This window comes from Nocardia sp. NPDC060220, from assembly GCF_042727815.1.
Lineage (GTDB): Bacteria > Actinomycetota > Actinomycetes > Mycobacteriales > Mycobacteriaceae > Nocardia.
Genome location: NZ_JBHWZY010000075.1, coordinates 1 through 13,845, shown reverse-complemented (window position 1 = coordinate 13,845; position 13,845 = coordinate 1). Strand labels below are relative to the sequence as shown.

The 13,845-nt window shown below is 68.8% G+C and carries 12 protein-coding genes; all 12 read right to left on the bottom strand.

Going from position 1 to position 13,845, the window contains the following annotated elements; all coding sequences use genetic code 11:
* Positions 1–32: 32 nt before the first annotated feature.
* Complete coding sequence (gene pdxS, locus ACFWF3_RS06265) at positions 33–953, bottom strand: pyridoxal 5'-phosphate synthase lyase subunit PdxS (RefSeq protein WP_056810852.1); 921 nt, start codon at positions 951–953, stop codon at positions 33–35.
* Positions 954–1,204: 251 nt separating this feature from the next.
* Positions 1,205–1,327 (bottom strand): hypothetical protein, encoded by a 123-nt coding sequence (locus ACFWF3_RS06260; RefSeq protein WP_379312719.1) that lies wholly within the window; start codon positions 1,325–1,327, stop codon positions 1,205–1,207.
* A gap of 39 nt (positions 1,328–1,366) precedes the next feature.
* On the bottom strand, positions 1,367–2,413 hold the full coding sequence (locus ACFWF3_RS06255; RefSeq protein WP_379312721.1) for an NUDIX domain-containing protein: 1,047 nt from the start codon (positions 2,411–2,413) through the stop codon (positions 1,367–1,369).
* Positions 2,413–3,537 carry a glycosyltransferase family 4 protein gene (locus tag ACFWF3_RS06250; protein ID WP_379312717.1) on the bottom strand — a complete coding sequence of 375 codons (1,125 nt, stop codon included), beginning with the start codon at positions 3,535–3,537 and terminating at the stop codon, positions 2,413–2,415. Before ACFWF3_RS06250 ends, ACFWF3_RS06255 begins: the two co-directional genes overlap by 1 nt.
* The gene (locus tag ACFWF3_RS06245; RefSeq protein ID WP_379312716.1) at positions 3,534–4,457 is read right to left on the bottom strand and encodes a phosphatidylinositol mannoside acyltransferase; all 924 of its coding nucleotides are present in this window, start codon (positions 4,455–4,457) and stop codon (positions 3,534–3,536) included. Before ACFWF3_RS06245 ends, ACFWF3_RS06250 begins: the two co-directional genes overlap by 4 nt.
* Positions 4,454–5,125 (bottom strand): phosphatidylinositol phosphate synthase, encoded by a 672-nt coding sequence (pgsA, locus tag ACFWF3_RS06240; RefSeq protein WP_378988934.1) that lies wholly within the window; start codon positions 5,123–5,125, stop codon positions 4,454–4,456. The genes ACFWF3_RS06245 and pgsA overlap by 4 nt, the downstream gene beginning before the upstream one ends.
* 5 nt (positions 5,126–5,130) lie before the next feature.
* A complete protein-coding gene (locus ACFWF3_RS06235; protein WP_378626868.1) occupies positions 5,131–5,685 on the bottom strand; it encodes an HIT family protein in 555 nt (184 codons plus the stop codon).
* Positions 5,682–7,745 (bottom strand): threonine--tRNA ligase, encoded by a 2,064-nt coding sequence (gene thrS / locus ACFWF3_RS06230; RefSeq protein ID WP_378988932.1) that lies wholly within the window; start codon positions 7,743–7,745, stop codon positions 5,682–5,684. Before thrS ends, ACFWF3_RS06235 begins: the two co-directional genes overlap by 4 nt.
* A 108-nt stretch (positions 7,746–7,853) precedes the next feature.
* Complete coding sequence (locus ACFWF3_RS06225) at positions 7,854–8,528, bottom strand: (2Fe-2S)-binding protein (protein WP_378988930.1); 675 nt, start codon at positions 8,526–8,528, stop codon at positions 7,854–7,856.
* Complete coding sequence (locus ACFWF3_RS06220; RefSeq protein ID WP_379312715.1) at positions 8,525–9,016, bottom strand: TIGR02611 family protein; 492 nt, start codon at positions 9,014–9,016, stop codon at positions 8,525–8,527. The genes ACFWF3_RS06225 and ACFWF3_RS06220 overlap by 4 nt, the downstream gene beginning before the upstream one ends.
* A gap of 44 nt (positions 9,017–9,060) precedes the next feature.
* The gene (locus ACFWF3_RS06215; protein WP_378988926.1) at positions 9,061–11,286 is read right to left on the bottom strand and encodes a SulP family inorganic anion transporter; all 2,226 of its coding nucleotides are present in this window, start codon (positions 11,284–11,286) and stop codon (positions 9,061–9,063) included.
* A gap of 220 nt (positions 11,287–11,506) precedes the next feature.
* Positions 11,507–13,666: a SulP family inorganic anion transporter gene (locus tag ACFWF3_RS06210; protein WP_379312713.1), complete on the bottom strand. Its 2,160-nt coding sequence runs from the start codon at positions 13,664–13,666 to the stop codon at positions 11,507–11,509.
* Positions 13,667–13,845 lie beyond the last annotated feature (179 nt).

Here is a 13,845-nt window from a genome sequence, read left to right as displayed (position 1 = left end):
GTTTCAGTGCCCGAACGATATCGGGCCCATGATCACCAGCCGCGCTCGGCCAGACGGTGCGGCTGCGGGATCTCTTCGACGTTGATGCCGACCATGGCCTCGCCCAGGCCACGCGAGACCTTGGCCAGCACGTCCGGGTCGTCGTAGAAGGTGGTGGCCTTGACGATGGCGGCGGCGCGCTGTTCGGGGTTGCCGGACTTGAAGATGCCCGAGCCGACGAACACGCCTTCGGCGCCGAGCTGCATCATCATGGCGGCGTCGGCGGGGGTGGCGATGCCACCGGCGGTGAACATGACGACCGGGAGCTTGCCGGTCTGCGCGACCTCACGAACCAGCTCGTACGGGGCCTGCAGTTCCTTGGCGGCCACGAACAGCTCGTCCTCGGACAGCGAGGTCAGGCGACGGATCTCGCCGCGGATGGTACGCATGTGGGTGGTCGCGTTGGACACGTCACCGGTGCCCGCCTCACCCTTGGAGCGGATCATGGCCGCGCCCTCGGTGATGCGGCGCAGGGCCTCGCCCAGGTTGGTGGCGCCACAGACGAACGGGACGGTGTAGTTCCACTTGTCGATGTGGTTGGCGTAGTCGGCGGGGGTGAGCACTTCGGACTCGTCGATGTAGTCCACGCCCAGGCTCTGCAGGATCTGCGCCTCGACGAAGTGGCCGATGCGGGCCTTGGCCATGACCGGGATGGAGACCGCGGCGATGATGCCGTCGATCATGTCCGGGTCGCTCATCCGGGACACGCCGCCCTGGGCGCGGATGTCGGCGGGCACCCGCTCGAGCGCCATCACGGCCACGGCGCCGGCGTCTTCGGCGATCTTGGCCTGCTCGGCGTTGACCACATCCATGATCACGCCACCCTTGAGCATCTCGGCCATGCCGCGCTTCACGCGGGCGGTGCCGACGGTGTTGGTGGTCTCAGGCGTAGTCACGAATGTCTCCTGTGTCATGGGCGCCAATCAAGTCGCTCGGATTCGGTTCACCGTCGATTCTAGAGCTGCCCGAAATCGGCCTTCATAGCCAGTTGAGCACCACTGGCCTTGTCACGACCAGCGGTGATGTGTTCACCGCGCACCGCTGGCCTTGTCCGATGGCCTGGCATTCACCGTGCCACGGCTCCGACCGCGTCCGCCACGGGGCCGCGCCGTGCCCGGTCGACCAGCACGATCGCCGCCGCGACGGCCGCCGCACCGGCGGCGCACTACAGCGCCGCGACCGGGGTCCGCGCGCGATCGACGGCCACGCCGGCAACGACCGGACCGAGCACCGCGCCGATATACCGGGACGCCGCGCGTCGCGCGCGGTGTCCGAGATGAGGCGGCATCGAGCGAATCATGGCCCGGGTACTGTCCCCCGCTGGGCCTCAGCGGATCGAGCGGACCACGTGCTGGGTGTCGTCTTCAGCCGCGGAAACGGCTTCGGTGAGGAGTTCGTCGAGGTGGTACGGGTAGACGGCCTCGCCCGCGTCGTCGAGTGCGCGGATGTCGTCGGCGGAGCACCAGCGGTGGTCGGTGATCGTGCGGCGCTCCAGGGCGGTCAGGTCCGCCGGGCGCCATTCGAAGCCCGGCGAACGCAGGCTGAAGAACAGTTCCTCGGAGCGGATCAGCTCGCCGTTGAACGGGAACACCGCGACCCGCCGCCACAGCGGACCGCGCAGCGCGGCGGGATCCACCCGCTGCCCGGTTTCCTCGTAGATCTCGCGCACCGCGGCGTCGCGCAGGTTCTCTCCCGGTTCGACGCCGCCGCCGACTGTGAACCAGAAGGCCACCTCGGGGATCATCGGGTCGTGACCACGCAGCAGCAGCACGCGGTTGTGCTCGTCGAGCAGCATCACCCGGGCGGAGGTGCGGGTGGTGTGCACGGTGAGGCCGGTGGCGGCGGCGGGCGTCGCGCGTTCGGTGATCTCGAAGTAGGTCGGCAGCGGCGCGGTACCGCCGAGGTGCAGGATGCGCACGGGCCTGCGGGTGCGCAGGGCCAGGGTGTCGCGCACGGCGTCGTTGTGGAAGCGCCGGGCGATCAGCACGCGCGCCTCGGCGTCGGCGAGTTCGGCCACCAGCTGCGGTCGCAGGTGGTCGATGTCGACGAGCGACAGCGCGGCGGAGAGCTGGTTCTCGATCGTTTCCCGGTCACCGCGATCGGCGCGTTCGGCCCGATCGGCGAGTGTGGCGAGCTGGGTGGCCCGTTCGGCCCGGCGGGGATCGGTACTCACCGGACCGGCCTCCGACATCGCCACGGCGCGAGCCACCACCGCCCGGCGGGCGAGCGCGGCATCGAGTGCCTGCCAGGACTGATCGGAGCGCACGTGCAGCCGGTCGAGCCGGTTCGCCGTGGAGTAGGCCCACACGCCGAGGGCCAGGACGAGCAGGGCGATCAGCCCGAGAACGAGGACGGTGGTCGCGGAGAAGGTGATCATCCGGCGGCCCGGACGCGGTTGTCGCCGACGGTGACGGTCTCGTACACCCGCAGGATCTGTTCGGCCACGACCGGCCAGTCGTAGCCCGCGACCACCTGGGTCGCGGTGCTGACCAGACGCGTCCGCGTCTCGTCGTCGGTGAGGAGCGTGTCGATGGCGGTGGCCAGCGCGTCGGAGTCACCGATCGGGGTGAGCATGCCCGCGGTCCCGTCGCGCAACACGCGACGGAAGGCGTCGAGTTCGCTCGCGACCACCGGGGTGCCTGCCGCCATCGCCTCGATCAGGATGATCCCGAAACTCTCGCCACCGAGGTTCGGCGCAACGTACACGTCGGCACTGCGCAGCGCGGCGGCTTTCTCCTCGTCGGAGACCTGTCCGAGGAACCGCAGATGCCCGGCGTGCTCCCCGGCTTCACGGCGCAACCGATCCTCGTCACCGCGCCCGACGATGAGGATCTCCACGTCGGGATGGTGGTCGATGAGCGCGGGCAGCGCGCCGAGCAGCACGTCCATGCCCTTGCGCGGTTCGTCGTAGCGACCGAGGAACAGCACGGTGCGGCCCGCGCGCGGGTATCCGTCGAGTGGCTCACCGCGCGCGAACGCGGACACATCGACACCGTTGGGGATCTCGACCGCGTCGGATCCCAGCGCCTCGACCTGCCAGCGCCTGGCCAGCTCCGACACGGCGATCCGCCCACTGATCTTCTCGTGATACGGGCGAAGCACACCCTGAAAAGTACTGAGTACCAACGACTTCGTGGTCGAGGTGTGGAAGGTCGCCACGATCGGGCCCTCGGCGATCTTGAGCGCCAGCATCGACAGGCTCGGGGCGTTGGGTTCGTGGATGTGCAGCACGTCGAAGTCGTTGCTGTCGATCCAGCGCCGGATCCTGGTGTAGGCCATGGGTCCGAACGACAAGCGCGCCACCGACCCGTTGTAGGGAATCGCCACCGCGCGACCCGCCGAGACGACGAAATCGGGCAGCGGGGTGTCGTCGGAGGCGGGGGCGAGCACGCTCACCTTGTGCCCGCGTTCGATGAACACCCGGGCCAGTTCGACCACATGGGCCTGCACGCCGCCGGGGACGTCGAACGAATACGGGCAGATCATGCCGATCTTCACGGCTGCCCTCCCGCCTGCTGCGCGGTGATCCGCGACAGTCGTTCGGGCGACAGATCGCCTTCCCAGAGCGGTTGCAGCATGTGCCAATCGGCCGGATGCTCGGCGATATTGGCGGCGAACCGGTCGGCGAGTGCCTGCGTCGCGGCCGCCACCCCACCGGAAACATCCAGGGCCGGTTCGGCTTTCAGCCCCCAACCTTCGGTGCCGTCCTCGTCGACAGTGAACCAGCCGTGCACGGGAACCAGCGCGGCGCCGGTCTCGATGGCCAGTTTCGCGGCACCGCCGGGCATCCAGGTGCGCTCACCGAAGAAGTCGACGGGCACGCCCTTGCCGGTGAGGTCGCGTTCGCCCATCAGGCACACGATCCGGTTCTGGCGCAGGCGTTCGGCGAGCGCGGCGAACGGCGGCTGCTCGCCACCGGTCAGCGGGAACACCTCGAAACCGAGGCTCTCGCGGTAGGCCACGAACCGCTCGAACAGCGATTCGGGCTTCAGCCGTTCGGCCACGGTGGTGAAGTTGTCGTAGTGCTGCACCAACCAGACACCGGCCATGTCCCAGTTACCCGAGTGCGGCAGCACCAGGATGAGGCCGCGGCCCTGCTCGAGCGCGGCGTCGACGTTCTCCAGACCACCGACGTAGTAGTCGATCTTCGTGTGGTCCATCGACGGCAGGCGGAACGCCTCACGCCAGTAGCGGGCGTAGGAGCGCATACTCGCCCGCATCAGGTCGCCGGGGACCTGGTCGGCGGACACACCGAGAACGCGAGCGAGGTTGCGGCGCAGCTGTTCCGGCCCGCCGCCGCGCACCGAACGATCGGCGCCGAGGTCGAAGACCTTGCGCGCCAACCCTTCCGGCGCCGAACGCACGAGGCCCCAGCCTGCGGCGTAGCCCCAGTCGCTCAACCGATCCGTGAGGCTCACGAGGCAGATCCCGCGTCCGGCTGCGGCGTCGGCGGAATCACCACGCGGGCGCCCGGCGAATTGCGCACCGCCAGCACCCGCTGGAACACCGTCACGATGCTCAGCACCGCCAGCACCCACATCGCCACGTACACGGCCCAGGTGAGCCAGTCGAGCCCCCAGTGCCCGCCGATGCCGGTGAGCCCGGCGCCGACCAGCACGATGACCAGACGGTCCGGGCGTTCGATGAGCCCACCGTCGGCGGACAGGCCGCTGGCCTCCGCACGCGCCTTGGCGTAGGAGATCACCTGCGAGGTGACCAGCACGATCAAGGTCAGCGCGAACAGGTGCTTGCTGTGCTCGTGATAGACGGCCCACCAGGCGAGTCCGCCGAAGATCGCGCCGTCGGCCACCCGGTCACAGGTGGCATCGAGGACGGCGCCGTACTTCGTGCCGCCGCCGCGGGCGCGCGCCATCGCACCGTCGAGCATGTCGAACATGACGAACAGCCAGATGACCATCGTTCCCCAGAACAGGTGTCCGGAGGGAAACAGCGTCACCGCGGCCGCGATCGTCGCGGTGGTGCCGATCAGGGTCATCGCGTCCGGGGTGAGCCCCGTCCCGACGAGCGCTTTGCCCAGCGGCGCAGTCGCTTTCGCAAACGTCTGGCGGCCGAAGAAGCTGAGCACGGTCCTTATTCCTCCCACGCCTCCGCCAGCAGCTGCCGCGTGTCGCGCAACAACTGAGGCATCACCTTCACCCCGCCGACCACGGTGATGAAGTTCGCATCCCCGCCCCAGCGCGGCACGATGTGCTGGTGCAGGTGATCGGCGAGCGAACCACCGGCCACCCCACCGAGATTGAGACCCACGTTGAATCCGGCAGGCCGCGAGACCTGTTTCATCACGCGGATCGCCCGCTGCGTGAAGGCCATCAGTTCCGCGCTCTCGGCGGTCGTGAGGTCCTCCAGGTCGGCTACCCGGCGGTAAGGCACCACCATCATGTGCCCTGGGTTGTACGGGTACAAGTTGAGCACGGCGTAGACATTCTCGCCGCGGGCGATGATCAGGCCGTCTTCGTCCGACATCTTGGGGATATCGGTGAACGGATGCCCGGTCGCGTCCTTGGGCTTGACCTCGCCGGTGATGTAGGACATCCGGTACGGCGTCCACAACCGCTGCAGGCGGTCGGGCTGGCCGGCCCCGGCGTCGACGATCGAGCCGGCCTCGGGGGCGAGGTTCTCGCTCATGCCTGAACCGCCGCGGAGACGACCTCGAACCCCTCGGCGGTGGGTGAGGCGTTCACGCGGTGGGCGACCCAGGTGGTGATGGTGGCGACCGCGTCGGCGACCGGCACACCGTTGACCTGGGTGCCGTCGCGGAACCGGAAGCTCACCGCGTCCGCTTCCACGTCACGCGCGCCCGCCAGCAGCATGAACGGCACCTTCTGCGCGGTCTGGTTGAAGATCTTCTTCTGCATCCGGTCGTCGCTGCGGTCCACCTGGGCCCGCACGCCGGCGTCGCGCAGCCGCTCGATCACCGAATCCAGGTGCGGCGCGAAGTTCTCCGCCACCGGGATGCCGACGACCTGCACCGGCGAGAGCCAGGCCGGGAAGGCACCGGCGTAGTGCTCGGTGAGCACCCCGAAGAAGCGTTCGATCGAGCCGAACAGGGCGCGGTGGATCATCACCGGACGCTGCTTGGTGCCGTCGGAGGCGGTGTACTCGAGGTCGAAACGATCGGGCAGGTTGAAGTCGAGCTGCACGGTCGACATCTGCCAGGTGCGGCCCAGCGCGTCCTTGACCTGCACGGAGATCTTCGGGCCGTAGAACGCGGCGCCGCCGGGGTCGGGCACCAGGTCGAGGCCGGAAGCCTCGGCGACCTTCTCGAGGGTTTCGGTGGCCTCGGCCCAGAGTTCGTCCGAGCCCACGTACTTCTTCGGGTCCTTGGTGGACAGCTCGAGGTAGAAGTCGTCGAGGCCGTAGTCCTTCAGCAGGCCGAGGACGAACTGCAGGGTGCTGGTGAGCTCGGCGTGCATCTGCTCTTTGGTGCAGTAGATGTGCGCGTCGTCCTGGGTCATGCCACGCACGCGGGTCAGGCCGTGGATCACGCCGGACTTCTCGTAGCGGTACACCGAACCGAACTCGAACATCCGCAGCGGCAGCTCACGGTAGGAACGACCGCGCGCGCCGAAGATCAGGTTGTGCATCGGGCAGTTCATCGGCTTGACGTAGTAGTCCTGGCCGGGCTTGCGGACGGTGCCGTCCTCGTTGAGCTCGGCGTCGAGGTGCATGGCCGGGAACATGCCGTCCTTGTACCAGTCGAGATGGCCCGAGATCTCGTACAGATGCCCCTTGGTGAGGTGGGGGGTGTTGACGAACTCGTAGCCCGCGTCGACGTGGCGCTGACGCGAGTACTCCTCCATCTCCTTGCGGATGATGCCGCCCTTGGGGTGGAACACCGGCAGACCCGAACCGAGCGCGTCGGGGAAGGAGAACAGGTCCAGTTCGAGGCCCAGCTTGCGGTGATCGCGGCGCTCGGCCTCGGCCAGCAGCTCCAGGTAGGCGTCCATCGCCTCGGTGGATTCCCACGCGGTGCCGTACACCCGCTGCAGGTCCTCGCGGTCCTGGTCGCCACGCCAGTAGGCGGCCGAGGAGCGGGTGAGCTTGAACGCGGGGATGAACTTGGTGGTGGGAATGTGCGGGCCGCGGCACAGATCGCCCCACAGCTTCTCGCCGGTGCGCGGGTCGAGGTTGTCGTAGATGGTCAGCTCGTTGCCGCCGACCTCCATGATCTCGGGATCGTCGATGCCGGACTTGTCACTGATCAGCTCGAGTTTGAACGGCTCGTTCGCCAGTTCGACGCGGGCGTCGTCGATCTCCACGACGCGCCGCGAAAAGCGTTGCGCGCCTTTGATGATCTTCTTCATCCGCGATTCCAGCTTGGCCAGATCCTCGGGGGTGAAGGGCTTGTCGACCTGGAAGTCGTAGTAGAAGCCGTCCTTGATCGGCGGGCCGATCCCGAGTTTCGCGTCGGGGAACTCCTGCTGCACCGCCTGGGCCAGCACGTGCGCGGCCGAGTGCCGGATCACGCTGCGCCCGTCCTCGCTGTTCGCGGGGACCGGCTCGACGTCGGCGTCGTCCTCCGGAATCCAGGACAGATCCTTGAGCGCGCCGTCGACATCGCGCACGACCACGACGGTGTCGGGGCCCTTGGTGGGCAAACCCGCCTCCCGTACCGCCGCGCCCGCCGTAGTCCCGGCCGGCACTCGAACGAGGGCGACTGGACTGATGGGTGCAGAGGTGGTCACGGGGATGCTCTCCTTGACTTCGGTGCCGGGTCGATCCGGCAGTTCTCGCAGGGTCCTTCCCGCGCCCGCCCATGCTATCGGGAGCGCGCGTGGGCCGTGTCGATGGACCTAGGAGGTCCGAGCGCGCGCAGCGGCGGCCAGGTGTTCGGCTCGGTCGGCGGGCGAGCGTTTCGGGCAGCTCGTGCACATCTCGCGGCCGGGCGCCTCGAAGACCAGGCAGCACGAGGCGCGGCGGACGAAGGTGCGGCCCGCGACGGTGACGAACCGCGGTGCGGGCAGGCGCGCGCCCACGTCGGCGGCCAGCCTGGTCGCCGCGTCCGGGGAGCCCGCGTCCAGCGCCCGGTTGCCGATGGCATCGGCGACAACCGCCCACAGCGCCGGAATCCCGGCCCCCGACACCGCCGCGACCTGAGTGATCACGGCGGTCAGGGTGTCACGCAAGGCGGCAGCGACCTCGTCCGCCGCTGCCGCACCGGTCTCGCCACCTACGTCCGAGCGCACGGAACGGCCGGTGGCATCGACCGGCACCCGGTGGAACTGCGCGTGTTCGACACCACCGTCGGGCCGGACCACGCACTCGAATTCGCCCAGGGCGGCGACCGGGGCGGGCGTGCCCGCCGCGTAGGCGACGGCGATCTGCTCGACCAGCGTCGAGGCGACCATGCACCACCACAGGGTGCCCGCGACCCGGGGAACATCGGTGCCCCAGGTATGGCTCATCGCGTCGATCCGCGCCGCGATCCAGGCGGGGTCGGTGAGGACGTGGCCGGGAACAGTGCTCACGACATCAGGGGACTGTGTAACCATGGCCAATCGACTCCGATCCACCCTGCGACCATCGAAAATGTACCGAGCAGCCACAACGTCACGAGGACGAGGGCGAAGGTGCCCACCGCGCCGAGCACCTTGATGAACCAACCGCGCGAGGTGTACCAGTCCATGACGATCCGGTACTTGCCGCGCACCCAGGTCAAGGTGTGGTGGGCCCAGACGAACTCGGTGGCCAGGATGCCGAATCCCGCGAACACCAGCGCCCAGCCGGGTCCGGGGTACGGGATCGTGACGATCCCGACGAGCAGGACCAGCCCACCGACCACGCCGACGACGATGCGGTAGCCGAGGTCGAGGGTAGGGCGCTGGGCGATGTGTGCCCGGAAGGCGCGCCCGCGTTCCTTCAACCCGTCCCACCGCTCCGGCTCGGCCGTGGACTCCTCGTCCGCGGAGTCGGGGCCGTCGGTGACGCGCTCGGCGGCGGTCGGATCGCTGGTCATGATGTCCAGACTACGAGTCCGACCGCCGACCGGTCGCGGTGTCGTCAGCCGGTGACGGCGAGTGCGGCGTGATCGTCGATCGCGCTGACCCCGTCGAGCGTCACCTCGAGCACCCGTGAGGTCGCGATGTCGAAGAACAGCCCCGACACCGCCAATCCGCGCTCGGTCACCGCCCGGCGCACCGCGGGATTACGTCCCAGGGTCTCCAGCTGGACGGCGACATTGACCATGCTCAGCTGGTCCACCTCGTCGTACCCGGCCGCCCTGGCCGCCTCGGCCACGGGGTGGCCCGCGAGGAACCGTTCCAACGTCGGCTCGGCGTGCCGCAACCAGGAGCTCAAGCCGCCTTCGGTGGCGGCGGCGGAGTGCACCGCCTTCATCGCACCGCACGAGGAATGCCCGCACACCACCACCGAGCGCACCGCGAGGCTGTCCAACGCGAAACTCAGTGCCGCTTCGACGGAATCGTCACCGCTGACCGGGACCAGATTGCCCACATTGCGCACGGTGAACAGGTCGCCGGGACCGCTGTTGGTGATCACGTTGGGCACGATCCGCGAATCCGAGCAGGTCAGGAAGAACGAGTCCGGGTCCTGACTGTCGTGCAGCCCGTCCAGATGCGATCGCACGACGTGCGCGTGGCCGCGGTGGTAGGCCGCGACGCCCGCGGTCACCGCGTCGCCGCCGGACTTCTGGTGCCGCCACGGACCCAGTATCTCGTCGATGGCGGCGCGACCGAATCCGCGGATCGGCGGCGCGGCCGGGGTATCGGCCATCCGCGCACTGCCGATTTCGACGAAATCGACACGGCCACCGCCGCTTTCCTGCTGACGCTGCCACTCCTCGATCGCCTCGAACGCGGCGTGATCGAGGAAGTCGACGGTCATCTCGACGGTCACCTCGGCGCCCGCGGGTACCTTCGCCAGCTCGCCCGACAGTTTCGGCAAGGCGAGGAAGGTGCACGAGCCGTCGATATGGACCTGCCAGCGCCCGTCGGGCAACGGGGTCGCCGCCACCTGCACGCGCACGACCCGCCACAGCAGCAGCCCGAACGCCAGGGCGAGGCCGATGACCACGCCTTCGAGCAGGTTGGTGAACACCACGCCGAGCACGGTCACCACATAGACCAGCAGGTCACCGGTGCGCCGGGCCAACCGGATGTGGGCCAGTTTCAGCAGCTGCATGCCGATGACGATGAGCAGACCCGCCAGCGCGGCCTTGGGGATCTGCTCCACCAGGCCGACCAGCGCCACCGAGAACAGCAGAATCCAGAGTCCGTGCAGCACGGTCGAAGCCCTCGTGCGCGCGCCCGCCTGCACATTGGTGGCGCTGCGCACGATCACACCGGTGATCGGCAGGCCACCGACCAGGCCCGAGACGACATTCGCCGTGCCCTGGCCGATGAGTTCCCGATCGAATCCGGTGCGCGGACCGGTGTGCATCTTGTCGACCGCGACGGCCGAGAGCAGGCTCTCCACACTGGCGATCAATGCGATGGTCAGCACCATCATGGCGACGGCGGACCAGTTGCCCGAGGGCAGTTCCGGCAGGCCGAGCGCGTCGAAGACCGACCCGCTCAGGGCGATGCGCTCGACCTCGGGCAGACCGAGCGAGAGCACGGTGCCCACCAGCACCGCGACCAGCGGGCCCGGCACCGCGCGCAGCTTCGGCGGGACGTACTTCCAGCCGAGCATCACCGCGATCACCACGGCGCCGACGAGCGCGTCACTACCGTGCAGCGCGAGCAGCTGTCCGGGGAGTTCGATCAGGTTGCGCAGCGCGGTGCTGTGCGAGGAGCCGCCGAGCAGCACGTGGACCTGCTGCAGGGCGATGGTGATGCCGATGCCGGCCAGCATGGCGTGGACCACCACGGGGGCGACGGCGAGCGCGGCCCGCGCGATCCGGCTGAGCCCGAACAGGATCTGCAGCACACCGGCGGCGACGACGATGAAACAGGTGACGCGCCAACCGAATTGCGAGATGGACTCGGCGACGACCACGGTCAGACCCGCGGCGGGACCGCTGACCTGCAGGACCGAGCCGCCGAGCAGGCCCGCGACCACACCACCGATCACGGCGGCGACGAGACCGGCGGCGATCGGCGCGCCGGAGGCGACCGCGATGCCGAGTGAAAGCGGCAGTGCCACCAGGAAAACCACGATGGAGGCGGGCAGATCGTGACGCAACAGCGTCTGTTGCCACGCGGGACGGGACGACTCGTTCGACGAGCCGTCCGCGTGGGGCGGGGCAAGGTCGTTCTCGACAGACATTGACTCTCCTTCGCCGGCTCCCGGCGCTGGGCCGAGGCCGATCATCACGAGGACGGTGAAGCAAAGGGACGGGAGCATCGAAGGATCCGGTGCAACGGCGAACCGGGTTCGGATGGATCCAACCTATTAGTAAAGAATTGGCAAAGCCAGTGTGCCGCACACATAGTGGGTCTCGCCATAACGGCAGGCAGTGTGTGGTGTGACCCACAACTACCCCTCTTTACACCGGTTCGGCGGCGGCCCGACGGGCCTCGTCGAAGTCGGCGATCCCGTCGGCGGTGATCTCGATGACCCGCGCGGTCGCCAGATCGAAGAACAGCCCCGACACCGCGACCCCGCGCTCCTGGATGCCACTGCGCACCGCCGGATAGTCGATCAGGGTCTGCACCTGCCGGGCCACGTTCACCATGCCGAGTTGGTCGACCGGGCCGAAGCCCGCCAGCCTGGCGGCCTCGGCGACGGGGTGACCAGCGTGGAACGCCGCCAGCGTGGGCTGAGCATGGGCCAGCCAGTCGTCGAGTCCGGGCCCGGCCTGCACCTGCCCGTACAGCGCTTCCATCGCTCCGCAGCCGCTGTGCCCGCACACCACCACCGAGCGCACGTCGAGCTTGTCGAGCGCGTAGATCAGCGCCGCTTCCACCGAGACGTCGGAGCCGCCCACCGGCACCAGATTGCCGACATTGCGCACCGTGAACAGGTCGCCGGGACCACTGTTGGTGATCACATTGGGCACGATGCGGGCGTCGGCGCAGGCCAGGAAGAACGTGTCGGCATCGGGCCGGTGCCGCAACCCGTCCAGGTGCGGGCGCATCAGGTGCGCGTGCTGGCGATGGTAGGCCGCGATGCCCGCGGCGATCGGGTCGACGCCGCCGCTGCGCCGCCACGGCCGGATCGCCTCGTCGACCGCTTTACGCGCGTGGCCGTGCTCGGGGGGCCCGTCGTGGGTGCGGGCCATCCTCGCGGCACCGAGTTCGACGAAATCGACGGTGCTACCGCCGGATTCACGGGCGTCGGCCCATTCCGAGAGCAACTCGCACGCCGCGTGGTCGAGGAAGTCCACGCTCAGTTCGACGGTCACGTCCACACCCGCAGGCACCTTCGCCAGTTCGGACGTGAGCCGGGGCGCGGCCAGGAAAGTGCAGGTGCCCGCGATGCGCACCAGCCAGGTCCCGTCCTCGCGCGGGGCCGCGGCGATGGTGAACTTCACGACCCGCCACAGCAGCAGCGCGAAGGAGGCGACCAGTCCGATCAGCATGCCCTGCAACAGGTTCAGCGCGACCACGGCGATCACGGTGACCAGGTAGACGTAGATGTCACCGGTGCGGCGGGCACGTTTGATGTGCGCCAGCTTCACCAGCTGCACCCCGATCAGCACCAGCAGCCCGGCCAGCGCCGCTGTCGGAATCTGGCGGACCAGACCGACCAGCACGATCGCGAACACCAGGATCCAGCCACCGTGCAGCACGGTGGCCGCCCGGCTGCGGGCGCCCGCGTTGGCGTTGGTGATGCTGCGCACGATGACCGCCGCGATCGGGAGGCCGCCCAGCACGCCGGAGACCATGTTCGCCGCACCTTGGCCGAGCAGTTCCCGGTCGAAGTCGGTGCGCTGATCGGGGCGCAATTTGTCGACCGCGACAGCCGAGAGCAGCGTCTCCACACTGGCGATGAGGGCGATGGTGAGCATGGTGAGCGCGATCGGCAGCCACCCGCCGTGCGGCAGCGCGGGCAACCCGATGCCGTCGAGCAGTGAGCCGTCGAGGCGCACCCGTTCCACCGTCACCGGCAGCACCAGCGAAACCACCGTCGCCGCCACCACCGCGACGAGCGGGCCGGGCACCACCCGTACCCGGCGCGGCAGATACTGCCATCCGATCAGTACGGCGATCACGAGCAGCCCGACGAACAGGTCGCCCTTCTGCACCGACATCACCTGATGCGGGAGCGCGACGATGCTCGCCCACGGCGAGCTGACCGTCGCTCCGCCGAGCAGGACGTGGACCTGCTGCAGCGCGATCACCACTCCGATGCCGGCGAGCATCGCGTGCACCACGACCGGCGCGATGCCCAGCGCGGCGCGCGCGATCCGACTGAGCCCGAACAGAATCTGCAGGACACCCGCGCCGACCGTGATGAAACACATAGCAGCCCAACCGAATTGCTGAACGGCTCCCGCCACGACGACGGCGAGACTCGCCGTCGGCCCGCTGACCTGAACCTTCGAGCCGCCGAGCAACCCGGCGACAACCCCGCCGACAGCGGCGGCGATGAGCCCGGCGACCACCGGCGCACCGGAGGCCAGTGCGACGCCGAGCGACAGCGGCAGGGCCACGAGGAAGACCACGAGTGACGCTGGAAGATCTTGCTGGAGAACAGCTTTCATAGACGCACACGACATCGGGCGCGCCGTGGCGATGGTAGTGGTCGAAGTGGTGCCCGGATCATTGTCGGTCATCATTCTCCTTCGCCGGGGCGGGTGAGCTCCCGGTTCATCGGTCGAACATGCACTGGCAATTGATGCTGAGCTGCGAGCGAACGGCGGATCTGCAGCACTGCTCGAAG

What these genes read in the sequence shown, in the direction of transcription:
- ACFWF3_RS06220 (WP_379312715.1), bottom strand. Translation starts at nt 9,016, where the DNA reads ATGACCAGCGATCCGACCGCCGCCGAGCGCGTCACCGACGGCCCCGAC.
- ACFWF3_RS06235 (WP_378626868.1), bottom strand. Translation starts at nt 5,685, where the DNA reads ATGAGCGAGAACCTCGCCCCCGAGGCCGGCTCGATCGTCGACGCCGGG.
- ACFWF3_RS06260 (WP_379312719.1), bottom strand. Translation starts at nt 1,327, where the DNA reads ATGCCGCCTCATCTCGGACACCGCGCGCGACGCGCGGCGTCCCGGTAT.
- ACFWF3_RS06215 (WP_378988926.1), bottom strand. Translation starts at nt 11,286, where the DNA reads ATGTCTGTCGAGAACGACCTTGCCCCGCCCCACGCGGACGGCTCGTCG.
- ACFWF3_RS06210 (WP_379312713.1), bottom strand. Translation starts at nt 13,666, where the DNA reads ATGAAAGCTGTTCTCCAGCAAGATCTTCCAGCGTCACTCGTGGTCTTC.
- pdxS (WP_056810852.1), bottom strand. Translation starts at nt 953, where the DNA reads ATGACACAGGAGACATTCGTGACTACGCCTGAGACCACCAACACCGTC.